General features: G+C 65.5%; 21 protein-coding genes and 1 tRNA gene. 9 read left to right on the top strand and 13 right to left on the bottom strand.

Translation table 11 applies throughout. The features are described 5' to 3' along the window. Positions 1–145: 145 nt before the first annotated feature. Entirely contained in the window at positions 146–310 is a 165-nt protein-coding gene (locus tag QW861_RS13775; RefSeq protein WP_006614022.1) for a DUF3309 family protein, read from the top strand. A gap of 95 nt (positions 311–405) precedes the next feature. On the opposite strand, the gene ligD is transcribed toward QW861_RS13775, so the two are convergent. Then, the gene (ligD, locus tag QW861_RS13780; RefSeq protein ID WP_316172482.1) at positions 406–3,096 is read right to left on the bottom strand and encodes a DNA ligase D; all 2,691 of its coding nucleotides are present in this window, start codon (positions 3,094–3,096) and stop codon (positions 406–408) included. A 640-nt stretch (positions 3,097–3,736) separates the two neighbouring features. Here ligD and QW861_RS13785 point away from each other — a divergent pair. After that, on the top strand, positions 3,737–4,618 hold the full coding sequence (locus QW861_RS13785; RefSeq protein ID WP_315717994.1) for a Ku protein: 882 nt from the start codon (positions 3,737–3,739) through the stop codon (positions 4,616–4,618). A 232-nt stretch (positions 4,619–4,850) separates the two neighbouring features. Here QW861_RS13785 and QW861_RS13790 read toward each other — a convergent pair whose 3' ends face one another. The 8 genes from QW861_RS13790 to QW861_RS13825 form a co-directional block, all read right to left on the bottom strand. Beyond that, positions 4,851–5,129: a DUF6496 domain-containing protein gene (locus tag QW861_RS13790; protein ID WP_315750196.1), complete on the bottom strand. Its 279-nt coding sequence runs from the start codon at positions 5,127–5,129 to the stop codon at positions 4,851–4,853. A gap of 183 nt (positions 5,130–5,312) precedes the next feature. Next, positions 5,313–5,492 carry a hypothetical protein gene (locus QW861_RS13795; RefSeq protein ID WP_315717991.1) on the bottom strand — a complete coding sequence of 60 codons (180 nt, stop codon included), beginning with the start codon at positions 5,490–5,492 and terminating at the stop codon, positions 5,313–5,315. Between the two features lie 622 nt (positions 5,493–6,114). Next, positions 6,115–6,804: a response regulator transcription factor gene (locus QW861_RS13800; protein ID WP_316193166.1), complete on the bottom strand. Its 690-nt coding sequence runs from the start codon at positions 6,802–6,804 to the stop codon at positions 6,115–6,117. Next, positions 6,801–9,518 carry a sensor histidine kinase KdpD gene (locus QW861_RS13805; protein WP_316166613.1) on the bottom strand — a complete coding sequence of 906 codons (2,718 nt, stop codon included), beginning with the start codon at positions 9,516–9,518 and terminating at the stop codon, positions 6,801–6,803. The genes QW861_RS13800 and QW861_RS13805 overlap by 4 nt, the downstream gene beginning before the upstream one ends. A 67-nt stretch (positions 9,519–9,585) precedes the next feature. Next, entirely contained in the window at positions 9,586–10,191 is a 606-nt protein-coding gene (locus QW861_RS13810) for a K(+)-transporting ATPase subunit C (protein ID WP_315750193.1), read from the bottom strand. A 121-nt stretch (positions 10,192–10,312) separates the two neighbouring features. Next, the gene (kdpB, locus tag QW861_RS13815; RefSeq protein WP_316193167.1) at positions 10,313–12,430 is read right to left on the bottom strand and encodes a potassium-transporting ATPase subunit KdpB; all 2,118 of its coding nucleotides are present in this window, start codon (positions 12,428–12,430) and stop codon (positions 10,313–10,315) included. A gap of 16 nt (positions 12,431–12,446) precedes the next feature. Continuing rightward, positions 12,447–14,150, bottom strand: coding sequence for a potassium-transporting ATPase subunit KdpA (gene kdpA, locus QW861_RS13820; RefSeq protein WP_316191928.1), 1,704 nt, complete (start codon positions 14,148–14,150; stop codon positions 12,447–12,449). A gap of 34 nt (positions 14,151–14,184) precedes the next feature. Then, a complete protein-coding gene (locus QW861_RS13825; RefSeq protein ID WP_042340291.1) occupies positions 14,185–14,274 on the bottom strand; it encodes a K(+)-transporting ATPase subunit F in 90 nt (29 codons plus the stop codon). Between the two features lie 440 nt (positions 14,275–14,714). Between QW861_RS13825 and QW861_RS13830 the strand changes: the two genes are divergently transcribed. Both QW861_RS13830 and QW861_RS13835 read left to right on the top strand, forming a co-directional pair. Next, positions 14,715–15,167, top strand: a complete 453-nt coding sequence (locus tag QW861_RS13830) for a hypothetical protein (protein ID WP_315828327.1) — start codon at positions 14,715–14,717, stop codon at positions 15,165–15,167. A gap of 18 nt (positions 15,168–15,185) precedes the next feature. Then, positions 15,186–15,548 (top strand): hypothetical protein, encoded by a 363-nt coding sequence (locus QW861_RS13835; protein ID WP_316193168.1) that lies wholly within the window; start codon positions 15,186–15,188, stop codon positions 15,546–15,548. On the opposite strand, the gene QW861_RS13840 is transcribed toward QW861_RS13835, so the two are convergent. From QW861_RS13840 to mobB, 3 genes are all read right to left on the bottom strand, one after another. Continuing rightward, on the bottom strand, positions 15,535–17,190 hold the full coding sequence (locus QW861_RS13840; RefSeq protein ID WP_315828329.1) for an OFA family MFS transporter: 1,656 nt from the start codon (positions 17,188–17,190) through the stop codon (positions 15,535–15,537). The genes QW861_RS13835 and QW861_RS13840 overlap by 14 nt on opposite strands. A gap of 710 nt (positions 17,191–17,900) precedes the next feature. Beyond that, positions 17,901–18,164, bottom strand: coding sequence for a sulfurtransferase TusA family protein (locus QW861_RS13845; RefSeq protein WP_409999286.1), 264 nt, complete (start codon positions 18,162–18,164; stop codon positions 17,901–17,903). A 106-nt stretch (positions 18,165–18,270) separates the two neighbouring features. Continuing rightward, complete coding sequence (gene mobB / locus QW861_RS13850; protein WP_316169186.1) at positions 18,271–18,804, bottom strand: molybdopterin-guanine dinucleotide biosynthesis protein B; 534 nt, start codon at positions 18,802–18,804, stop codon at positions 18,271–18,273. A gap of 241 nt (positions 18,805–19,045) precedes the next feature. Here mobB and mobA point away from each other — a divergent pair, with 241 nt between their 5' ends. The 5 genes from mobA (at position 19,046) to QW861_RS13875 (ending at position 22,979) form a co-directional block, all read left to right on the top strand. Beyond that, positions 19,046–19,675, top strand: coding sequence for a molybdenum cofactor guanylyltransferase MobA (gene mobA / locus QW861_RS13855; protein ID WP_316193169.1), 630 nt, complete (start codon positions 19,046–19,048; stop codon positions 19,673–19,675). A gap of 9 nt (positions 19,676–19,684) precedes the next feature. After that, positions 19,685–20,275 (top strand): cation transporter, encoded by a 591-nt coding sequence (locus tag QW861_RS13860; protein WP_315717976.1) that lies wholly within the window; start codon positions 19,685–19,687, stop codon positions 20,273–20,275. 186 nt (positions 20,276–20,461) lie between these two features. After that, on the top strand, positions 20,462–21,673 hold the full coding sequence (locus tag QW861_RS13865) for an ABC transporter substrate-binding protein (protein WP_315828332.1): 1,212 nt from the start codon (positions 20,462–20,464) through the stop codon (positions 21,671–21,673). A gap of 83 nt (positions 21,674–21,756) precedes the next feature. Further along, a complete protein-coding gene (locus QW861_RS13870; RefSeq protein WP_315750189.1) occupies positions 21,757–22,728 on the top strand; it encodes a tripartite tricarboxylate transporter substrate binding protein in 972 nt (323 codons plus the stop codon). Positions 22,729–22,903: 175 nt separating this feature from the next. Then, positions 22,904–22,979, top strand: a tRNA-Ile gene (locus QW861_RS13875). A 21-nt stretch (positions 22,980–23,000) separates the two neighbouring features. On the opposite strand, the gene QW861_RS13880 is transcribed toward QW861_RS13875, so the two are convergent. Then, positions 23,001–23,345, bottom strand: a complete 345-nt coding sequence (locus QW861_RS13880; protein WP_316172501.1) for a hypothetical protein — start codon at positions 23,343–23,345, stop codon at positions 23,001–23,003. Positions 23,346–23,624 lie beyond the last annotated feature (279 nt).

Raw genomic sequence — 23,624 nt, forward strand, 5'->3', positions numbered from 1 at the left:
TCTACGTAGTCATCGGTGACTACGACCGCAAAGACACACGCTGCATTTTACTTGTTCCCACGCGGAACTTTCGAAGTTCCAACCAGTTTCCTCGGCGAAGGCAGAGCACGTTGTCGCCCCGCTGCCGGGCACTGGAGGGAAGCACATGTCCATCGGAACTATCATCCTCATCATTCTCATCATCGCCCTGCTCGGCGGCTTTTCCGGCATCGGCGGCGGTCCGTTCTACGGCACCGGCTACTACGGCGGCGGCGGCCTCGGCCTGATCATCGTCATCGTGCTGATTCTCGTCCTGCTCGGACGCATCTGATCCGATCGATCTCATAGCCATCCAACTGATCAGCTCGGGCTGACGTGGCCGCGCCACGTCGGCCTGGCCTTGATTGCGCCCCCGCATCGTATCCCTTACACTTCGTTCGCGAGCTTCCTCATCGCCGGCTTGATCGCTCCGGCCGCGTCGTCATAGCCCTCCCACGCCTTGGTCTTGGGCAAGAGCGCCGGCGCGGTTCGGACCGTGTACCGCTCGGGTTCGAGCCCGTTCTTCACCTGCGCCCAGGTCAGCGGCATCGACACGGTGGCGCCTTCGCGAGCGCGCGGCGACAGCACGGCGACCGCCGTCGACATCCGGTCGTTGCGCAGATAGTCGAGGAAGATCTTCCCCTTGCGCAGCTTCTTCGACATGTTGAGCAGGTACTGCTCCGGGCGGTCGTTCGCCATCCATTGGCACACGCCCTGTGCAAACGCCTTCGCTTCGGGCCAGCTCACCTTGTCGCGCGCGCCGTGCAGCAACGGCGTCACCACATGCAGACCCTTGCCGCCCGTGGTCTTGCAGAAGCTCTCGAGTCCGAGGCTCTTCAAGCGCTGGCGCATCTCCTTGGCGGCCGCGATCACCTCCTCGAACGCGACGTTCGGCGCCGGATCGAGATCGAACACCAGCCGACCCGGGACGTCATAGGCGTCCGGCGCGCAATTCCATGGATGCAGCTCGACGGCGGCGACCTGGGCCACCGCGATCAATCCCTCGACGCGGTCGATCTGCAGATACGGTTTGCGGTCGCCCGAGACCTTGACCAGCTCCAGCAGGTCCGACATGCCCTGCATGCCGTGCCGCTGGAAGAATTTTTCGCCACCGATGCCATCAGGCGCACGCACGATCGAGCACGGCCGCCCCCTCAGATGCCCGATCATCCAGTTGCCGACGGCTTCCAGATAGGTCGCAAGATCAAGCTTGGTGACGGGCTCGCCGTCGCCGGCGTCCGGCCACAGCGCCTTGTCGGGCTTGGAGATTGCAACGCCCATCACGGTCGCCGAGCCCTTCGTGCGTGACGGCGTCTTGTGCAGCGTGGTGCCGACGGTCGCGACGCTCGCGGCGGCCCGCGCCACCGGCCTGGCAACCTTCGTCGTCACCACCGGCGCCTCGGCAACGACCTCGCGGGCTGGCTTGTCCTCGCGCAGTCCCTTGAACGAGGCCTGCCTGACATTGCCGTCGCCGGTGAAGCCGGCAAACTCGATCTCGGCGACCAGCTCGGGCTTGAGCCAATGCACGTCACGCGTCTTACGCGGCGCGTTCTTGCCGCTGAACGGGCTCTTGTCGGATGCCGCCGCCTTCAGCGCCGGCATGATCGCCTTCACCGTGTCCTGGCCGAAGCCGGTGCCGACGATCCCGACATAAGCGAGATGATCGTCCTTGTTGACGCCGACCATCAACGATCGGAATTTGCCGTTGGTCGTCTTCCAGCCGCCGATGACGACCTCGTGGCCGGGCCTGGTCTTGGCTTTGGTCCAGCTCTCCGTCCGTCCCGAATGATAGGCCGAGTCCAACTTCTTCGAGACGATGCCTTCGAGGTTCAGCTTGCGCGCCGACTCCAGCACGGCTTCGCCGTCGCTCTCGAAATGCTCGACGTAGCGGATCCGCGGTGTCTTGCCCTTGATATGCGCCTTCAGCAGCTTCGCCAGCCGTGCCTTGCGCTCGCGCAAAGGCTGGCGGCGCAGGTCGAACTCCTCGGCGAACATCAGGTCGAAGGCGAAGAAGATCAGCTCGTCGGTTTCACCCGCCGAGATCGCCGCCTGCAGGGCGGAGAAGTTCGGATTGCCGTCCTTGTCGAGCGCGACGATCTCGCCGTCGATGATCGCGTCCGGCAGCTTCGCAGCCTCCTCCGCAATCGCGCCGAACTTGGCGGTCCAGTCCAGGCCCTTGCGGGTCTTCAGGGTTGCCTCGCCGCCCTCGACCCTGATCTGCACGCGGTAGCCGTCGAACTTGATCTCATGCCCCCAGCCCTCGCCGCTCGGCGGTTGCGCGACCGACGTGCAAAGCTCGGGCGGCACGAAATCGGGCAGCGACGATACCGTCTTCGGCGCAACGCGGGCCTTGGTGCCGTTTGCCTTCGCGGCCCTCGCTTTCGGCGATGAGGCCTTCGTAGTCGGCTTGGTTTCGCTGTCACTGCGGTTGGAGTGCCACACCGCATCCGCGTTCATGCGCTGCGTCTTGGCGAGCATGAACGGCTTCGGCGCCTTGCCCTTGCCGGCCGCGATCTGCTCCATCGTGCGGCCCGAGGCGACCGACTTGTCGGCATCCAGGATATCGTTGGCCTCGCCTTCCCGGGCAAACTCGTCGCGATGCTTGATCAGCAGCCAATTGGTCCGCTTGCCGCCGGTGCGATCATGGCGCATCCGCACCAGCACCCAGCTGCCATGCAGCTTTTCGCCCTCGAGAGTGAATTTGAGATCGCCCTTCTTGAACCCGCGCTCCGGGTCCTCGCTGTCCCAATAGCCGCGGTCCCACAGCATGACGGTGCCGCCGCCATACTCGCCTTCCGGGATCGTACCTTCGAAATCGCCGTAGTCGAGCGGATGATCCTCGACCTCGACCGCCAGCCGCTTGTCGTGCGGATCGAGCGACGGCCCCTTGGTGACGGCCCACGACTTGAAGACGCCGTCGAATTCGAGCCGCAGGTCGTAGTGCAGGCGCGTTGCATCATGCTTCTGGATGACGAAGCGCGGCCGCGCCGTACGCGCGACCTTGGCGTCGCCGGACGGCTCCGCCGTCTTGTCGAAATCGCGCTTCTTGCGATAGGTGGAAAGCTTCCCGAGCGCCACGGTGATCCCTCGCGTTGAGTGGTAGCGTAGCAAAGCCGGCGAACTCGTGGAACCGGCCGCATCGGCAGGATAACTTCGGGCAAAGTTCCGCGTTCCCGCGGCTCATGGAGGGCCCAGGCTGTGCTGGCGTCCGCCCTCTGCCAGTCGAGAGGGCGCAGGGAAGGCCGGGAGCTCGCCGCCCCCATGGCCCGCCTGCAGAAAGAAATGCAGGCGGCAGGTACCACAGGTGCAGCCGAGACATCCCGGCCCTCCCTGCGCGACGGCTTTAACGGCTGCTTCGCGTTCTCCCCGGTGCGCCGGGCTTGTTGGCCACCGTGTCGCGACAATGCGCCTGCGCGCATTGCGCTGGATACCAGCATCGGGGTATCAGGACCGTGCGACTTGACCGTGCATGCCGGATTGTTCGTCGGCGCGACTGAATCACGCTGCAACCCGGCACACCCATCGCATTCCGCTGCCGACGTCCGTGACGACCGCGATACGTCCCCTCCGACGCAACGGAACGGGTCGGACCATAATGCTGATTTTACGAAGTCGTCAAGCGAATTATTTTTTCCCGAAGCGACCTTCGCCGGGCCCATGGAACCCACACCGATGCTTGCCCGTTGCAGCCTCGTCCGGATTGTCCAAGGAGACCACGATGGCCCCCCGCGCCTACTGGAAAGGCTCGCTCAAACTCTCGCTCGTCAGCTGCCCCGTCGTGCTCTATCCGGCGTCGACGTCGGTCGAGAAGACGCGCTTCCATCTGATCAACCGCGAGACCGGCAACCGGCTCAAGCAGCAGATGGTGGACGCCGAGACCGGCGACATCGTCGAGGGCGACCAGAAGGGCCGCGGCTATGAACTCGCCAAGGGACAGTATGTCGAGATCGAGCCGGAGGAGCTCGAGGCGGTCCAGATCGAGAGCAACCATACGATCGACATCGACAGCTTCGTGCCGCGCGACGAGATCGACCAGCGCTATCTCAACCACCCCTACTACATCGCCCCCGACGGCAAGGCGGCGCTCGACGCCTTCGCGGTTATCCGCGACGCCATGAAGGACCAGGAGCGCGTGGCGCTGGCGCGGATCGTGCTGACCAACCGTGAGCACGTCATCGCCATCGAGCCGATGGGCAAGGGCATGCTCGGCACCACGCTGCGCTTTCCCTATGAGCTGCGCGACGAAGCCGAGTTCTTCGACGACATCAAGGCGCCGAAGATCAGCAAGGACATGGTCGAGCTGGCCGGCCACATCTTGCAGACCAAGGCAGCCCATTTCGACCCCTCGGAGTTCAAGGATCAGTACGAGACCGCGCTGAAGGCGCTGGTGAAGCGCAAGGCCTCGGGCAAGCCGATCAAGCTGCCAGAGCCGGCGGAGCGGCCCGACAACGTCGTCAGCCTGATGGATGCGCTGAAGCAGAGCCTGAACGGCAAGAGCCGAAAAAAGACAGCGCGTGCGGCGTCGCGGCGGACGCGCACGCATCGACGCCCGGCGAAGAAGGCGCATCGGTCGGCGGCGCGGCAGAGGAAGGCAGGGTGAAAGCCAGCAGCTGCCTGCGTGGCGCAAGCGGCCTCCACACCCACCGCCGTCGTCCCGGCGAACGCCGGGACCCATACTCCGCGGCGGGTGTTGTAAGACTTGTCCCACATCCCGCGCAATAACATCTCCCTGGGGTTATGGGTCCCGGCGTTCGCCGGGACGACAGCGGAGAATTTTACGACGGCTGCGGGTCATGGCGTGCGCGATGATCGTAGCCCGAATGATCGCCTCGTCAGCTCTTCTTCGACTTCTTCTTCGTCGTTTTCTTGGTAGTCTTCTTCGTGCTCTTCTTGCTCGCCTTCTTGGCCGTCTTCTTCGCTGAGGCCCTCGCGCTCTTTTTCGCGGGCACCTTCTTGCCTTCGCGGCGCGCCTCCGACAGGCCGATCGCGATGGCCTGCTTGCGGCTCTTGACCTTGCGACCGGAACCGCCGCTGCGCAGCGTGCCGGCCTTGCGCTTCTTCATGGCCCGGCCGACCTTGGCCGATGCCTTGCGCGAGTATTGTCGTGCCATGAACATCCTCCCGATTGCGACACGTAAACCGCGTCGGCGAGACGAAAGTTCCAAAGCGCAAGCTGATGCCGCGTACCTCCACCCATGCTTTCACGATCGCGGGAATCGAAGCCCGTCGATACATCGAGATTCCAATGCAGCTTCGCGCTCATCGTTTCGATGACGGATAGACCGAGAAGCCAATCAGACGTTCTGATCCGCCGCATGAGGCGCAACTGGACAAGGCGACGGTCCGAATGATGCGTCCCTGGCCTCTTCCTCAGTCAGCAATTTCAGGAGCACCGTCCGCTTGGACTCATCGTTGAATTCAGCGAGACGTTTCCTGAACAGGATGAGGTTCTGCAGATGAATGTATTCTTCCATGACCGACCTCACTGATGGGAGCCAAGAACGACGTCGATGGACGAACGGCAAACGAAATCCAGGTGTGCAATATCTTTGATCTCATCGGGTCTTCCGAACCCGTCAAGGTCTGGATCTTGTGCTGCGATCTCGAACAGTCCCTGCAGGCTGAAAGATCGAACGCGCAGAACCCCTCACCGGGACATAGGCCGGCCTTCATGCCAAAGCGGCACCGCAACGCGTCGGGCTGACCTTGATTGAGATGAATTTCGGGCATGATGCTCTTCCCAGTATCGCCGATGACAATCTCTGCGCCGCAGTCGGCAGCCTCGCCCCCCCAAATTCAGATCGTGTTCTGACAAGCCGAGACATGGCACGTCCCGTGTTTACACCGTCGTGCATGCAAACGCACGATCAGCTGCGCCGATGAGGTGGCACGACCGCGGTCTCGATCATCCGTTGATCCAGAGAACGGGCGCCTGCGGACGTACTGTGCCGCAGCGCGAGATGACCGGCTGGTCAAAATTGCTCGAAAATATAACGAAACGAGCTGATGCCGCCCGCGGGACACGCAAGCTCGCCCATCGAATGGCGATGCCAACGCCCCTGACACACAGGACCAGTCGGCCGATACGGCCAAAGCTCAGTCCGGCGCGCGCAGCCGATAGCCGATGCCGGTCTCGGTCAATACGAATTGCGGGCGCTCGGGATCGGCCTCGATCTTCTGCCGCAGCTGACGCACATAGACGCGCAGATATTGCGCGTCGGTCAATTCGTCCCACAGCTCCTTGAGCAGGAAGCGGTGCGTCAGCACCTTGCCGGCGTGCTGCACCAGGACGCGGAGCAGATCGTACTCCTTGGGCGACAGCTTGATCTCGCGCTCGCCGACCTTGACGATGCGGCGCACCAGATCGACGGAGAGATCGCCGGTGCGGAACACCGGACGCTCGCCCTGCACCTGCAACTGATGCCGCAACGCCGCGCGCAGCCGCGCCAGCAGCTCATCCATGCCGAACGGCTTGGTGATGTAGTCGTCGGCGCCGAGATCGAGCGCCTGGACCTTGCCCGCCTCGTCGCCGCGGCTGGACAGCACCACGACCGGCACGGCCTCGTTGCGGCCACGGATGGTTCGCAGCAGCTCGAGCCCGCCGACGTCGGGCAGGCCAAGGTCGAGAATGATCAGCGCCGGCTCCTGGCCCAACAGCTCCAGCGCGATCCTGCCGTTCGAGGCTTCGAGAATCTCGTAGCCCTGCGTGGTCAGGCCCATCCGCAGCAGCTTGCGGATCGGCGGCTCGTCGTCGATCACGAGCACCTTGATCGGAGCGCCGGTCATGCGGCCGTATCCAGCGGTCTGGCCTGCGCCGGCACGGGCAGGCGGATGGTGAGGACCGCGCCGGGCCGATCGGTGCGGTTGCCGGCGAAGATGCGGCCATGCATCGCCTCGATGAAGCCGCGCGAGATCGCGAGCCCCAGACCGGTGCCGGGCCGCACCTGGTCGCCCTTCTGCACGCGATAGAACTTGTCGAACACGTGCTCGACCTCCGCGGCGGGAATGCCGTCGCCTTCGTCACGGATCTCGAGCATGACCCAGTTGTTGTCGCGGGCCGCGCGGATCGCGATCGAGGTCTCGGGAGGCGCATATTTGGCGGCGTTGTCGAGCAGATTGAACAGCACCTGCTCGAACAGCACCGCGTCGACCTCGACCATCGGCAGATCGGGGGCCAGCTCGAGCGAGACATGATGACCGGCGAGGATCTTGCTCGCGCGCCGCAGCGCGCTGCCGACGATCTCGCCGACGTCGTGGCGCGCGGCGTTCGGCACGATTGCGCCCGATTCCAGCCTGGTCATGTCCAGGAGATTGGCGATGAAGCGGTTGAGCCGTTCGGATTCGTCGATGACGGTGGCGAGCAGGTCGAGCTTCTCCTTGTCGGACAGCCGGGCCGCGAGATCGCGCATCGTCGAGGCCGCGCCGAGCACGGAGGCGAGTGGCGTCTTCAGATCGTGCGAGATCGAGGTGAGCAGCGCCGAGCGCAGCCGGTCCTGCTCCATGGTGCGCTTGACCTTGTCCATGTCTTCGACCAGCAGCACGCGCTCGATCGCGAGCGCGCCCTGGTCGACCAGGGCATCGAGCAGCCGGCGCTGGTCCGGCGTCAGCAGCGGCCCGGTGCGATCGTCATCAATGCCGATGACGCCGATCGAGCCGCGCCCGGTGCGCATCGGCAGGAACAGCCGCTTGGCGCCCGGCAGCGTGTCGGAGCCGCGGCCGGCGGCGCGGTCGTTGCTCCAGGCCCAGCTCGCGGCGGCGAGGTCGGCGTCGTCGAGCTGATCCTCCGGCGGGTAGCCGGTCATGACCGTGAGCTTGCCGTCCTGCGGCAGCAGCAGCACGACCCGTACCTTCAGCATCAACGCCGCCTGATAGGCCGTGGCCCACAGCACGTCATCGAGGGTCGCGGTGCCCGCAAGCTTGCGGCTGAAGGCATAGAGCTGCTCGGTGGTCCGGACGCGGTGGGTGGCGGCGTCAGCCTGAACGCGAACGCGCGCGGCGACGTTGGACACCAGGATCGCGATCAACATGAAGAAGAAGAACGCGCCGATGTTGGTCGGATCGGTGATCGTGAACGTATACAGCGGCGGCAGGAAGAAGAAGTTGTAGCAGAGCGAGGCGGCGAGGCTCGCCAGCAGTGACGGCCACAGGCCGTAGCGTGCGGCGACGCCGACCACGGCCGTGAGGAACACCAGATCGACGTTCTCGATGCCGAAGACGGGCTGGATCAGCTCGGCGAGGCCAAGGCCGACAGCCGTGATCAGCAGCGCCTTCAGATAGGGCTTCGGCTGCAGCGGCTCGCTGCGCGCTCGCGTCTGCACCGAGCTGCTCGTGGTGTCCGGCGCCTCCTCGCCGGCGATGACGTGGATGCTGATGTTGCCGGCGCCCCTGACGAGGTCGTGGACCACGGAGCCCCTGATGATCTCGAACAGGCGCGAGCGGCTCGACTTGCCGATGATGATCTGGGTGACGTTGTTGGCCTGCGCGAAGTTGATGAGGTCATCCGCGATACGCCGGCCGACGCCCGGAATCGTCAGCGCCTCGCCGCCGAGAGTCTCGGCCAGCCGCAGCGTATCGGCGAGCCGGTCGCGCTGCTTGTCCGTGAGCTGCAGGTTGCGCCGGGTCTCGATGGTAACGGCGGTCCACGGCGCGTGGACGCGGTCGGCGAGCCGCTTGGTGTAGCGCACCAGCCCTGTCGCTCGCGGGTCCTCCGACACGCAGACGAGGATGCGCTCGCCGGCTGCCCAGGGGCCGGCGATGGCATTGGCCTGCATGTGGGTGAGTAGTTGCTCGTCGACGCGCTCGGCCGTCCGGCGCAGCGCGAGCTCGCGCAGCGCGGTCAGGTTGCCGGGCGAGAAATAATGCTCCAGCGCCCGCTCTGCCTGCTTGGGCACATAAACCTTGCCCTCCTTCAGTCGCTGGATCAGATCGTCGGGCGTGAGGTCGATCAGTTCGATGGCGTCGGCGCGGTCGAGGACCGAGTCCGGGACGGTCTCGCGCACGCGCACATGGGTGATCTGGGCGACGACGTCGTTGAGGCTCTCGATGTGCTGGACGTTGACCGCCGTGTAGACGTCGATGCCGTGCGACAGCAGCTCCTCGACGTCGAGATAGCGCTTGGGGTGGCGGCTGCCCGCCGCATTGGTATGCGCGAGCTCGTCGACGATCGCGAGCTTGGGGCGGCGCGCGATCACGGCATCCAGATCCATCTCCTCGACGATCTGGTCCTTGTAGGAAATACGTTTGCGCGGGACGACCTCCAGGCCGCGCACCAGCGCCTCGGTTTCGGCGCGGCCATGCGTCTCGACGAAGCCGATCACGACGTCGACGCCGGCCCTCAGCTTGGCATGCGCGCTCGACAGCATCTCATAGGTCTTGCCGACGCCGGGGGCGGCGCCGACGAAGATCTTGAGCTTGCCGGCAGGACTGTCCTCCCGCCGGGCCGCTTCGAGCAGGGCCTCCGGCGAGGGACGTTGGTCAGGATCGCGGCGTTGACTGGCCATGCGGCATTATAGACGGAGGGACCTCGGCGCCAAGGCCAAGACCTTCAAGGCCAAGACCTTCAGGGCGTCATTGCGGTTTGGCAGCATCGAGTGCCAGGTTGAGCGCAAGCACGTTAACGCGGGGTTCGCCGAGCAGTCCGAGCAGACGGCCCTGGGTCTGCCGGGCGATCACGGCCTGGACGCTCGCCTCCGGCAAGCCGCGTGCCTTGGCCACCCGCGGCACCTGGAACAGCGCCGCCTCCGGAGAGATGTCCGGATCGAGCCCGCTCGCCGAGGTCGTCACCAGATCGACCGGCACGGCCTGCGCGGGATTCTCCGCCTTCAGCTTGTCGACGTCCTCCTTGACGCGGTCGGCCAGCGCCTTGCTGGTCGGGCCGAGATTGGAGCCGGACGAGTTGGCGGCGTTGTAGGGCGCAGAAACCGTCTTGGTGGAGTCGTTCGGATCGGCGGCCGAGGTCGCCGACGGACGGCCGTGGAAATATTTGTCGTCCTTGAACTCCTGACCGATCAGCGCCGATCCGATCACCTTGCCGTTGCGCGTGATCAGGCTGCCCTCGGCCTGCGCCGGAAAGATGGTGCCGGCGACGACGGTCATGGCGAGCGGGTAGAGCAGCCCGGTAATCAGGGTCAGCGCGACCAGGACCAAGATGGCGGGACGGATTTCTTTGAGCATGGGAATCTCCTGTGTCTCTCCCGTCATTGCGAGGAGCGAAGCGACGAAGCAATCCAGAGTCGCGTGGCCCGAGACAGTCCTGGATTGCTTCGCTTCGCTCGCAATGACGGCGGTTGGGGCTTTAAGCCAGATGCAAGGCGGTCACGATCAGGTCGATCGCCTTGATGCCGATGAAGGGGATGATGATGCCGCCCAGCCCGTAGATCATCAGGTTACGGCCGAGCAGCGCGCCGGCGCCGATGGCGCGGTAGGCGACGCCCTTCAGCGCCAGCGGGATCAGCGCGATGATGACGAGCGCGTTGAAGATGATCGCCGACAGGATCGCGCTCTGCGGGCTCGCCAGGTTCATGACGTTCAGCACGTTGAGCTGCGGGTAGAACGCCAGGAACATCGCCGGGATGATCGCGAAATATTTGGCGACGTCGTTGGCGATCGAGAACGTCGTCAGCGCGCCGCGCGTCATCAAGAGCTGCTTGCCGATCTCGACCACCTCGATCAGTTTGGTCGGGTTGGAGTCGAGATCGACCATGTTGCCGGCTTCGCGCGCGGCCTGCGTGCCGGTGTTCATGGCAACGCCGACATCGGCCTGCGCCAGCGCGGGCGCATCGTTGGTGCCGTCGCCGCACATCGCCACCAGCTTGCCCTTGGCCTGCTCGTCGCGGATCAGCTTGAGCTTGTCCTCAGGCGTCGCCTGCGCCAGGAAATCATCGACGCCGGCTTCGGCGGCGATCGCCGCCGCGGTCATCGGGTTGTCGCCGGTGATCATGATGGTGCGGATGCCCATCCGGCGCAGCTCGGCGAAGCGTTCGCGGATGCCGCCCTTGACGATGTCCTTGAGCTGGACGACGCCGAGCAGGCGCCCGTCCCTGGCGACCGCGAGCGGCGTGCCGCCGGATTTGGCGATGTCGTCGGAGATTGCACGGATCTCGCGGACAAGCTCGCTCTCGACCGGCTGAACCGCGCGCACCGTGTTGCCGGAGACGGGCTGGGTGGGGCCGCCGCCGATGGAGTTGAGGATGGCGTCGACCGCACCCTTGCGCACCGAGGAGCCGCCGGCATCGACGCCGCTCATGCGGGTCTGCGCCGTGAACGGCACGAAGGTGGCGCCGAGCTCGGCCATGTCGCGGCCGCGGATGCCGTATTTGTCCTTCGCGAGCACCACGATCGAGCGGCCCTCCGGTGTCTCGTCGGCGAGCGATGCGAGCTGCGCCGCGTCGGCGAGCTCCTGCTCGCTCACGCCCTTGACGGGACGGAATGCAGTCGCCTGGCGATTGCCGAGCGTGATGGTGCCGGTCTTGTCGAGCAGGAGCGTATCGACGTCGCCAGCGGCCTCGACCGCGCGGCCCGACATCGCCAGCACGTTGAAGCGCACCAGGCGGTCCATGCCAGCGATGCCGATCGCCGACAGCAGCGCGCCGATCGTGGTCGGGATCAAGGTCACGAACAGCGCCACCAGCACCACCACCGAGATCGAGCCGCCGGCATAGGCCGCGTAGCTCGGGATCGTCACCGTCGCGAACACGAAGATGATGGTGAGGCCGGCGAGCAGGATGTTGAGCGCGATCTCGTTCGGCGTCTTCTGCCGCTCCGCGCCCTCGACCAGCTTGATCATGCGGTCGATGAAGGTCGAGCCTTGCGCGGCCGTGATCCTGACGCGGATCCAGTCCGACAGCACCTGCGTGCCGCCGGTCACCGCCGAGCGGTCGCCGCCGGATTCGCGGATGACGGGCGCGGATTCGCCGGTGATGGCAGCCTCGTTGACCGAGGCGACGCCCTCGATCACCTCGCCGTCGGAAGGGATGGTGTCGCCGGCCTCGACCAGCACGAGATCGCCGACCTTCAGGCTGGTGCCGGGCACGAGCTTGTAGGTGTGATCGGCCGGGTTCGTGCCCGTCAGCAGCTTGGCCTGGCTCTCGGTGCGCGTCTTGCGCAGCGAATCCGCCTGCGCCTTGCCGCGGCCTTCGGCGACGGCTTCGGCGAAATTGGCGAACAGCACGGTGAACCACAGCCAGAGAATGATCTGGAAGGTGAAGCCGAGATCCGCTCCGCCGGTCACGACGTCGCGCAGGAAGATCACCGTGGTCAGCGCGGCGACGACCTCGACCACGAACATCACCGGATTTCTGATCATCAGCCGCGGGTCGAGCTTGACAACCGCGGCCTTGATGGCCGGCAGCACGATCTTCGGGTCGAGCATCGTCGACATCGACGAGCGCTTCTGCAGTTTCATGGTGTCCATGGAGGTTGCTCCGAGATCAAAACACGGTGCCGGCGGCCATCGCGAGATGCTCGACGATCGGACCGAGGGCGAGAGCCGGGAAGAAGGTGAGGCCGCCGATGATCAGGATGACGCCGACCACGAGGCCGACGAACAGGCCGCCCGTGGTCGGGAACGTGCCGGCCGAGGGCGGGATCGACTTCTTCCCGGCGAGCGAGCCCGCGATCGCCATCGCCGGAATGATCATGAAGAAGCGGCCGACGAACATCGAGGACGCGAGCGTGAGGTTGTAGAAGAAGGTGTTGCCCGTGAGTCCTGCGAATGCCGAGCCGTTGTTGGCGGTCGCGGAAGTGTAGGCGTAGAGCACCTCGGTGAAGCCGTGCGGACCGGCATTGGCCATCGACGCGACGGCCGACGGCAGCACCACCGCGACCGCGGTCCAGCCGAGATACATCAGCGGCAGCACCAGGATTGCCAGCATCGCCATCTTGACCTCGCGCGCCTCGATCTTCTTGCCGACATATTCCGGCGTGCGCCCGACCATCAGGCCGGCGACGAAGATCGCGAGCACGACGAACAGCAGTATGCCGTAGAGCCCGGCGCCGACGCCGCCTATGATGATCTCGCCGAGCTGCATGTTGATCAGCGGGATCATGCCGCCCAGCGCGGTGAAGCTGTCATGCATGGCATTGACCGCGCCGCAGGAGGCGGCCGTCGTGATCACGGCGAACAGTGACGACGCGACGATGCCGAAGCGGACCTCCTTGCCTTCCATGTTGCCGCCCGTCAGTCCGAGCGCGTTCAACGTGGTCGTACCGTTGGCCTCGGCCCAGTAGGTGATGGCGACGCCGGCGATGAACAGGACGCCCATCACGGCGAGGAGCGCCCAGCCCTGGCGCTGGTTGCCGACCATGCGGCCGAACACGTTGGTCAGCGCGGCACCGAGCGCGAAGATCGAGAGCATCTGGATGAAGTTCGACAGCGCGTTCGGGTTCTCGAACGGATGCGCGGCGTTGGCATTGAAGAAGCCGCCGCCATTGGTGCCGAGCATTTTGATCGCGACCTGCGAAGCCACCGGGCCGACCGCGATGGTCTGCTTCGCCCCTTCCAGCGTCGTGGCCTCGACATAGGGCCCGAGCGTCTGCGGGATGCCCTGCCAGACCAGGAACAGCGTGTAGACGATGCAGAGCGGCAGCAGCACATAGAGCGTGCATCTGACGACGTCGACCCAGAAATTGCCGACGGTCCGCGCCGAGGCGCGTGAGAAGCCGCGGATCAGCGCGATCGCGAGCACGATGCCGGTCGCGGCCGACAGGAAGTTCTGGTGCGTGAGCCCGAGCATCTGCACGAGATAGGAGAGCGTGCTCTCGCCGCCGTAGTTCTGCCAATTGGTGTTGGTCAGGAAGCTGATCGCGGTGTTGAAGGAGAGATCCTCGGCGACCGCAGACTGTCCCGCGGGATTGAACGGCAGCACGGCCTGCAGCCGCATCACGCCGTAGATGATCAGGAAGCCGCCGACATGGAACAGCAGCATCGCGACCGTGTAGGTCAGCCAATGCTGCTCGCGGCGCTCGTCGACGCCGCCGATCCAGTAGATTGCGGACTCGACCGGCCGCAGCACCGGCGACAGGAAGGTGCGCTCGCCATTGAAGACGCGCGTCATGTACCAGCCGAGCGGCTTGGCAAGCGCGACGATGACGGCGCAGTAGAGCAGGATCTGGATCCAGCCGATCACAGTCATGGGGATGTTGTCCTTGAAGGTGCGACGGTGGCGGTCAGAACCGCTCGGGCCGCAACAGCGCGTAGGTGAGGTAGATCAGAAGGCCGAGCGATACCGCGCCGGCGAGCGAATAGTCGAAGATCATGGCTCGTCTCCTAGAGCCGCTCGCAGGCGTAGGTGTAGCCGATCGCCAGGGCGAACAAGCCGGCGGCCAGCGCCAGCATCAGGATGTCCAGCATGGTGTGCTCCTCATGCGCGCGAAAGACGCGCAACGCTTGGAGCGGCCGGGAGCGCCGGTGCGGCCACGGTCCGTTCCATGGCGGACAGATGGCATCCGGCCTCATAGGTTTTCGAGACAGCACTGCCGACAGAGTTATAGGAAACTCATAAAGACCGCGGCGTTCTCGCGCCCCCCGGCAGAACCGCGCGGCCGCAGCCGCATATGAACCGGCCATGCCGCCGCGGCGTCTTTATGCGCCGGCTATTTCTTCCCGCCTTCGCCCCTCTCGCATTCCTACGCCGCCGTCGACCACATTGCCGATCAAGGCCCATCGGGCCATCGCTCACTGACGACGGGAGGCCGGCATGGCTGCCTTGACGACACGACCGGATGTGCCCGAGCGGGTACAACTCGCGCAGACCACGACGGCGATGCTGACGGCCCTGCTTGGCGAAGACGAGGGCGTCTCACCGTTGTCGGCGCGAGGGCGACGCCGGCTGCGGATCGCACGATTGCTGGAGACCGACGCGCGGATCGATGCCGCGCTGGAGCTGGCCGCGCTGCAATTGCCACGATGGCAGCTCCGGCGCATCGCCTATGATGACGGCGAATGGCACTGCGCATTGTCGCAACAGCGCGAATTGCCGGACTGGCTCGATCATTGCGTCGAAGCCCGCCACGCCGATCTCGCCCTCGCCATTCTCCACGCAGCCGCCGAGGCCCGCCGTCTCGAGCCCGGCGTCTCGCAGACTGACGCAAGGCGCGGCGTCCAGGCCGAACCCGGGCTTGCCGACCTGCTCTGCTGCGACAACTTCTGAGCCGGTATTACCTGCGCGATGCTCATCCCCACCGACAGGCCCGCTGAGCTTCCGGCGGCCAGGGTCCTGCTGCGATTTGTGCTGCGACTAGCAATCCTCATCCTGTTCGCCACGTTCGGCCGCATCGGCTTCGGTCGCAGCCTCGCCGCCCTGCTCTGGATGACCATGATCCTGTGTGCCATGCTTGCGGTGCTGCGCCGCGAGGGCGTGTTCGCCGCAGGCCTGAACCATTGGGACGAGATGATCGGCTACACCGCGCTCTTTTGCGCGGCGATGGCGCTGATTCAGTCGTCCGGAAACCAAGCCCCTGCGCCGCAAAAAAAGGAGCGGCCGATCCGGCCGCCCCGCTTGTCTCATCGTCGATCGGTCAGAAGATCTTGACCGCGCTTTCCAACGTCTTCCAGACACCCCATGCCAGCGGCACGCCGACGAAGGCCCAGAACAGGGCGGCCTTGACGTCGAGACCGCCCTTGCCGATGCCGAACGACCCGTGCTGGATCGCCGACTCGTTCTTGGCGAGCTCCGCCTGGTACTTCGCGACTTCGTCCGCGCTCATGTTCCACTTGTCATCGACGGGCTTGATCAAGAAGTTGCAGATCAGGCCGGCGAGCAGCATGGCGCAGAGAATATACATCGTCGTGTTGTACAGCTGGTCGCGCGGCACGCCGGCGGCAAGCTGGAACTCGCGGATGTAGTTGACGACCACCGGACCGATGATGCCGGCCGTCGCCCAGGCCGTCAGCAGACGGCCGTGGATGGCGCCCACGAACTGGGTGCCGAACAGGTCGGCCAGATAGGCAGGCACCGTCGCGAAGCCGCCGCCATACATCGAGAGGATGATGGCGAAGGCCGCCACGAACAACAGCTTCGAACCCATCGCTGCGAAGGTCGGCGCCAGCGCATAGAGCACGATGCCGATCAGGAAGAAGCAGTAATAGGTGTTCTTGCGGCCGATGTGGTCCGACAGCGACGCCCAGAAGAAGCGGCCGCCGATGTTGAACAACGACAACAGGCCGGCAAAGCCTGCCGCGATGCCCGCGATCGCGGCCTTCTGGCCGGCGTCGAGCTGGTTGAAGCTGACGTCGGGCAGACCGATCAGCTTGCCGGCGAAGATCTCCTGCAGCATCGGCGAGGCCATGCCGATCACGCCGATACCGGCCGACACGTTCAAGCAGAGCACCCACCAGACCAGCCAGAACTGCGGAGTCTTGTGCGCGTTGTCGAGGTGCACATGGTGCTCCGAGATCATCGCCTTCTTGACCGCCGGCGGCGTCCAGCCTTCGGGCTGCCAGCCGACCGGAGCGACGCGATAGGCAAAGGCACCGATCATCATGAAGACGAAGTAGATCACGCCCATCGTGACGAAAGTCTCCCAGACACCCACCGAGGTCGGGGTCTTGAAGTAGTTCATCAGCAGGTTGGCGAGCGGAGCACCGATCATCGCGCCGCCGCCGAAGCCCATGATGGCCATGCCGGTCGCCATGCCGCGCCGGTCCGGGAACCATTTCACCAGGGTCGACACCGGCGAGATGTAGCCGAGGCCGAGGCCGATGCCGCCGATGACGCCGGCACCGAGCCACATCATCCAGAGCTGGTGAACATAGATGCCGAGCGCCGCGATCAAGAGGCCACCGCCCCAGCAGCAGGCTGCGACGGCACCCGCCTTGCGCGGTCCGGCCCGCTCGAGCCAGCCGCCCCAGACGGCAGCGGAGCCGCCCAGCAGCACGAAGAACAGGGTGTACATCCAGCCGAGGCTCGCGACCTTCCAGTCGCAGCTCGTCGTGAACAGCTCCTGCACCAGGGTCATGTCCGGGCAGGCCTGGGTCTTGGTCACGCCGATCGCGCGCGACAACGGCAGCCAGAACACCGAGAAGCCATAGGCCATGCCGATGCAGAGATGGATGCACAGCGCAGCCGGAGGAACCAGCCAGCGGTTGAACCCCGCCTTGGCGACCGTGTGCTCACGATCGAAGATCCCCGCCTGCGCGCCCGGGAGCGTGCCCGCGCTTTCAATGGTAGCCATGCATCCCTCCCCTACGGACTCTCGTCCAACGCAACAACGTCATGTTCTGTCCCCTTGATCAGAATCAATACGCCCACTCACCCCGCCCGCTATCGCGTACCAGAGCAGTCTTGCAACGCACAAACGCTCATCACTGCCTCGATGCGCATAACACCCCACCCGAGACGTTATGCCCTCACCATTCTTGTGCCGCTGGTCTGCCTGGCCCGCTCCCCAGCGGGCATGACTCGTCTCCCGCAACCTCCGCGGAAAGCGCCCCAATTGGTGCAGAACCGAGGCAAATTGTCGATAGTAAAATGGTAATAATCGGTCAATCTTGGTGGATTGATCGCACTGCAGCGCGAATGTGTTGCTAACACACACACAAATTCACGTGCAACCAACGCGACCGCCACTCCCGGCTGTAGTCATGTTGCTCTCGATTACTTTCTCGACGCGTCACGACCATCCCTGATGAAATCAACTAATGAGATGTACCGACCGTCAGCGACGGACACGCTCATAGCCGCATGCGCGCGCTCGCGGAAACGTGAAGAAGGAACAACTTGTCCTTGCCTTGCAACAGCGTCGCAAGCCTGGACTGAGAACGCGGCATTGTTGTGAGCTCGGGTTGGCGCCGCTGCGACGATAGGAAGCAGCGCAATCTCTTGACAGTCCGACCAAGACAGCGCGCGAACTACGTAGTTCGAGCAGCCCGCAGCAGAGGATGTTCACCGCCGCACGGATCCGGCCGGTTCCGCGGCCTTCTCGATCCGAAACAGAATGCCGTGCTCGGTGCGATCGACGCTCTCGACCCGATCTCCGGTCTCCCGCACCAGATTCGGGATGTCGATCACGGCAAGCGGGTCGGTACAGCACACTTCGAGCCGCTCTCCCGCCTTGAGCGTCTGCAGCGCCTTCCGGGTCTTCAGCACCGGCAATGGGCACTTCAGGCCCGTCAGATCCAGCCTCGTCATCATCATGCGCGCGACCATGGAGAAGCGGTTCCGGGACGTCAACCGGGGCGGCAGCCTCCTATGGAACTCGGAGCCGGGTTCCTGGGATGCCAGAAGATACAGGTGCGAGCTCGCGCGAGCTCCATCACGGAACACCAGGTTTGTCGCACAGCGCGAGAACGTCCGCCCGCGGCGTCGCCAGATGTAGGACGAGCGCCGCGATCGCCGGAATGTCGTCGAGATGAACGCGCGGCAGCGCCGTCTCGACATCGCCGTCGCTGGCGAGCCCGACAATGCCTGGATCGTCGGGAAACAGCAGCGGCTTGCCATTGGCCGCGCGATGCACCTCGATACGGCGATGCGGCCCGGCCTTGTACCCTTCGATGACGACCAGATCGACGGGAGACAATTTCGCCAGAAGCTCCGCGAGTGCGGGCTCCCTTGCTCCGCGCAGCTCGTGCATCAGCGCCCAGCGCGTGCCCGACGCGACGAGGACCTCCTCGGCCCCGGCCTCGCGATGCCGCCACGAATCCTTACCCGGGACGTCGACGTCGAACTTGTGATGGGCGTGCTTGATCACCGAGACGCGCACTCCCTGCCCCCTGAGATGAGGAATCAGCCGCGTCAGCAGCGTGGTCTTGCCGGCGCCGCTCCAGCCGGCGAGGCCGATGACTTTCATCGCGGTCTCCAGAAAGGCCCCGGCGTTTTTCGCACAGCCAGGAGCGCGGGATCGATCGATGGCCCGAAGGCCCCGTGGAACGCCACGTCCACGCTTGGCGATGTCATGCCAGCAGCCCCATGGACCAGGCAAGGGCCCGTGGGGAGGGCCATGCCGGCATGGCCGCCGGGCAGGCGCAAATGGTGGATCGCGCGCGGCGCAACGCTGACGCCCTGGCAGCAGTCGTGGTAACGAACCCGCGATGACAGCCATGACCTCGACTTCGATCCCCGGCGTGCTGCTCGCCGGCGGTCGCGCGCAGCGGATGGGCGGCGGCGACAAGCCGTTGCGCATGGTCGACGGCCGCACCATCCTCGAGCGCGCGATCGCGCGGCTGGCGCCGCAGTGCAGCCGGCTGATCCTCAACGCCAATGGCGACCCCGCGCGGTTCGCAGGCAACGGTCTGCCCGTCGTGCCGGATGGCGTCGCAGGCTTCCCGGGCCCGCTCGCCGGCATTCTCGCCGGCCTCGACTGGGTTGCGGCGCACATGCCGGAGGCCCGGTGGATGCTGAGCGCCGCCGGCGACTGCCCATTCCTGCCGCGTGATCTCGTCGCGCGGCTGGCAACAGCGCAGGCGGCCGAGCAGGCCAAGCTGGCGTTGGCGGCGTCCGGCGGACAGATCCACCCGGTGATCGGACTGTGGCCGGTCGGGCTGCGCGAGGATCTCCGGCACGCCCTGGTCGCGGAGGACATCCGGAAGGTCACCCGCTTCACGGCGCGCTACAAGGTCGCGATCGTGAGCTGGCCGACGGTGCCGCTGGATCCGTTCTTCAATGCCAATACCGCAGTCGACCTCGCCGAGGCGGAGCGGCTCGCAGCTCTCGAGGATTGAGGACGCCTGATGGACGCGACAACCATCGTTCGCCGCGCCGTGCTTGCCGTTGCCGCGCTCAATCTCGGATATTTCGGCATCGAGTTCGCCGTGGCGCTGGCGATCGGCTCGGTGTCGCTGTTCGCCGACAGCGTCGACTTTCTGGAGGACGCCTCGGTCAACATCCTGATTGCGCTGGCGCTGCGCTGGAGCGCCCCGCGGCGGGCGCTACTCGGCAAGGTGCTGGCGCTGATCCTGCTGGCGCCGGCGGTCGCCGGACTGTGGACCGCCGGCGAGAAGTTCTTCACGCCGATCGTACCCGCACCGCTGCCGCTCACCGTGACCGGCCTCGGCGCGCTGATCGTCAATCTCGGCTGCGCGTTGATCCTGGCGCGGGTCAGGGACCACCAGGGCAGCCTCACCCGCGCCGCCTTCCTGTCCGCACGCAACGACGCCTTCGCCAACATCGCGATCATCGCGGTCGGTCTCGTGACCGCCTTTGTGTGGCCCTCGATCTGGCCCGACCTGATCGTGGGGGTCGGTATCGCGCTCATGAATGCGGACGCCGCGCGCGAGGTGTGGGAGGCTGCGCACGAGGAGCAAAAGACCGCCAAGGCCTGAACGGCCGAGAATCCTGCGCGCGTGCGCGACGACCTCACTGCTTGCGGCATTGCAGCGCACGGGATCGCTCCACCGCTCCGCCGTCCGGCATGATTGACGGCCGCCCTGGATTGATTGCAGATAGGCGGACCGGCCGGCAGAGCCGGAACAAACAACGGCGTCACGCCGCTACCGGTGGAGGACTGATTGCAACTCAGCTGTTTGAAGCGGGCGGCGTGGGCCGCAGCCGCGCTGCTGGTCACGACCGCCGCGCAGGCCGAGATCTCCGACAACGTCGTCAAGATCGGCGTGCTCAGCGACATGAACGGCCCGGCCTCGACGCCGACCGGACAAGGCTCCGTCACCGCGGCGCAGATGGCGGTCGATGATTTCGGCGGCAAGGTGCTGGACAAGCCGATCAGCGTCATCGTCGGCGATCATCAGCTCAAGCCCGACATCGGCGCCGCGATCGCGCGCCGCTGGTACGACACCGAGCAGGTCGATCTCATCGTCGACGTGCCGGTCTCCGCGGTGGGCCTCGCCGTGCAGACCATCGCCACCGAGAAGAAGAAGCTGTTCATCACCCAGTCGACCGGTGCCGCCGATTTTCACGGCAAGTTCTGCTCGCCCTACGCGATGCAATGGGTGTTCGACACCCGCGCACTCGCCACCGGCACGGCGAAGGAGGTCGTCAAGCGCGGCGGCGACAGCTGGTTCTTCATCACCGACGACTACGCCTTCGGCCATTCGCTGGAGCGCGACGCCTCCAGCGTCGTCACCGCCAATGGCGGCAAGGTCGTGGGCGCGGTGCGGCCGCCATTCGCGACGCCCGATCTGTCGTCCTTCATCCTGCAGGCGCAGGCCTCCAAGGCCAAGATCATCGGCATCGCCGCCGGCCCGCCCAACAACATGAACGAGATCAAGACCGCATCCGAGTTCGGCCTGCTCAAGGGAGGCCAGCAGATGGCGGCGCTGCTCGCGCTGGTCACCGACATCCATTCGCTCGGCCTGCCGGCGGCGCAGGGGCTCCTGCTCACCACCTCGTTCTACTGGGACATGGACGACAAGACGCGCGAATGGTCGAAGCGCTATTTCGCCAAGATGAACCGGATGCCGACGATGTGGCAGGCCGGCGTCTACTCCGCCGTCATGCACTATCTCAACGCCATCAAGGCGGCGGGCAGCGACGATCCCCTCGCGGTCGCCGCGAAGATGCGGGACACGCCGGTCGAGGACTTCTTCGCCCGCAACGGCAAGCTGCGAGCCGACAATCTGATGGTGCATGATCTCGTGCTGGCGCAGGTCAAATCGCCGGAGGAGAGCAAATATCCCTGGGACTACTACAAGATCCTCGCGACCATCAAAGGCGATGACGCGTTCGGCCCGCCGGATCCGGCGTGCCCGCTGATCAAGAAGTGACGGCGCACTGAACGATCGGCGGCCGGGGCGACCGGGCCGCCGCATGCGAGCTGAACGACAACAATCAATGGGGGAAGACGAGCATGAAGCTGGCGCGCGCGCTGCTGTTCGGGTTGATCGTCGCGGCGGGACTCGCCGCCAAACCGGGACCGGCGCTCGCCGCCTATCCGGACCGTCCCATCCGCTGGCTGATCGGCTTCGCCCCCGGCGGGCCCGTCGACATCGTCGCCCGCATCATGGCGCAGTGGCTGTCCGACCACCTGGGCCAGCAGGTCGTGGTCGAGAACCGCACCGGCTCGGGCGGCAACATCGCGGCCGCCGCCGCGATCAACTCGCCGCCCGACGGCTATACGCTGCTGTTCGTCGCGCCCAACAACGCGATCAGCACCTCGCTCTACAAGAAGCTGCCCTATGACTTCATCCGTGACACCGTGCCGGTCGCCAGCATCATGCAGCTCACCAACATGCTGGTGGTGAGCAACGACGTACCGGCCAAGACCGTCAAGGAGTTCATCGACTACTGCAAGGCCAACCCGGGCAAGATCGCCTTCGCGTCCTCCGGCAACGGCACCTCGGTGCACATGGCGGCCGAGCTGTTCAAGGCGATGACCAAATGCGACATGCTGCACGTGCCCTATCGCGGCTCGGCGCTGGCCTTTCCCGACATCATCTCCAACAAGGTGCAGTTGATTTTCGACAACCTCCCGACGGCGCTGGAACAGTCGCGCGGCGGCAGCGTCCGCGCGCTCGGCGTCACCTCGCCGCAGCGCTGGCCGACGGTGCCGGACGTGCCCGCGATCGCCGAGACCGTGCCGGGCTACGAATCGGTCGGCTTCTACGGCATCTCGGCGCCCAAGGGCACGCCGCCCGACATCGTCGAGATCCTCAACAAGGCGGTCGGCGAGGCGCTGAAGGACCCCAAGCTGGTGGCGCGTCTCACCGAGACCGGCGGCATCCCGCGCGCGATGACACCGGCGGAGTTCGGCAAGCTGGTCGTCGACGAGACCGAGAAGTGGCGCAAGGTGGTGGAATTCGCCGGGGTTTCGGTGGACTAGCGTCGCGGCGCGCCGGGACGGACCGGCGTCGACGGAAGCGCGCCAAAACAATCGGGCAGCGGCATTGCCGGATGGCTGGCCAGGCTGTAAACGGAGCCCGAGCCGTCGTTGGGGTTCCGACGCCGCGCCGGACAGGCCCGCTCCTGCCCGCCGCCGGCAAGACCTCAGCGTCGCGGGGCCTGTAGCTCAATGGTTAGAGCCGACCGCTCATAACGGTCTGGTTGCAGGTTCGAGTCCTGCCGGGCCCACCAATGAGCTCAAGAGTTTACGGCTCACGCGCCAAGTGTTTTTCGAGGTGAACCACCGTTTCGACCACCGATACGTTCTGCTTGCGATCCCTCGAGGTAATCGCGGCCGCGGCCTCGCGCATGCAGTCCGGGATGATGATGGCCGAAGGTGTCGAGCAGCACCTTGACCGACATTCCGAGAAGGCCTGAGACCTGCCCCGGATAGCGTGCCGCTGCATGAGCCACGTCGCCGCCGTGTGGCGCAGCGTGTGCGGCGAGATCTTCCCCTCCTTCGGCAACAGCCCTGACAGCCGCACGCGTCTGTATGGCACGGTTGGCTTCACGTGCGGCGAGGACGCAGAGCCGGTCGTTAAGCTGGTTGGCCCGCACGGCAGCTGTACCACGCTGCCGGGCTGGACGCGCACTTCAGGCTCTATCCTGACGTGCGCCACGAGATGGAAATGACGCCGGCAATGTGGAACGATGTCTTGGACGTGTTCCGAGGCGCACCTGGTGCCGATTGACGTGTTGAGCCCGCCGCATGCGCCGCAAGGCCTGCGATGCACCTGTGAGCGCGGCACCCGGCGGCGCACCTCGCGCAAGACCGCTTCGTATGTCCCTGCACTTCAACCTGCGATCCACTGAACGATCAGCGGATCGATACTGCAT

The organism is Bradyrhizobium sp. SZCCHNRI1029 (genome assembly GCF_032487555.1).
Classification (GTDB): domain Bacteria; phylum Pseudomonadota; class Alphaproteobacteria; order Rhizobiales; family Xanthobacteraceae; genus Bradyrhizobium.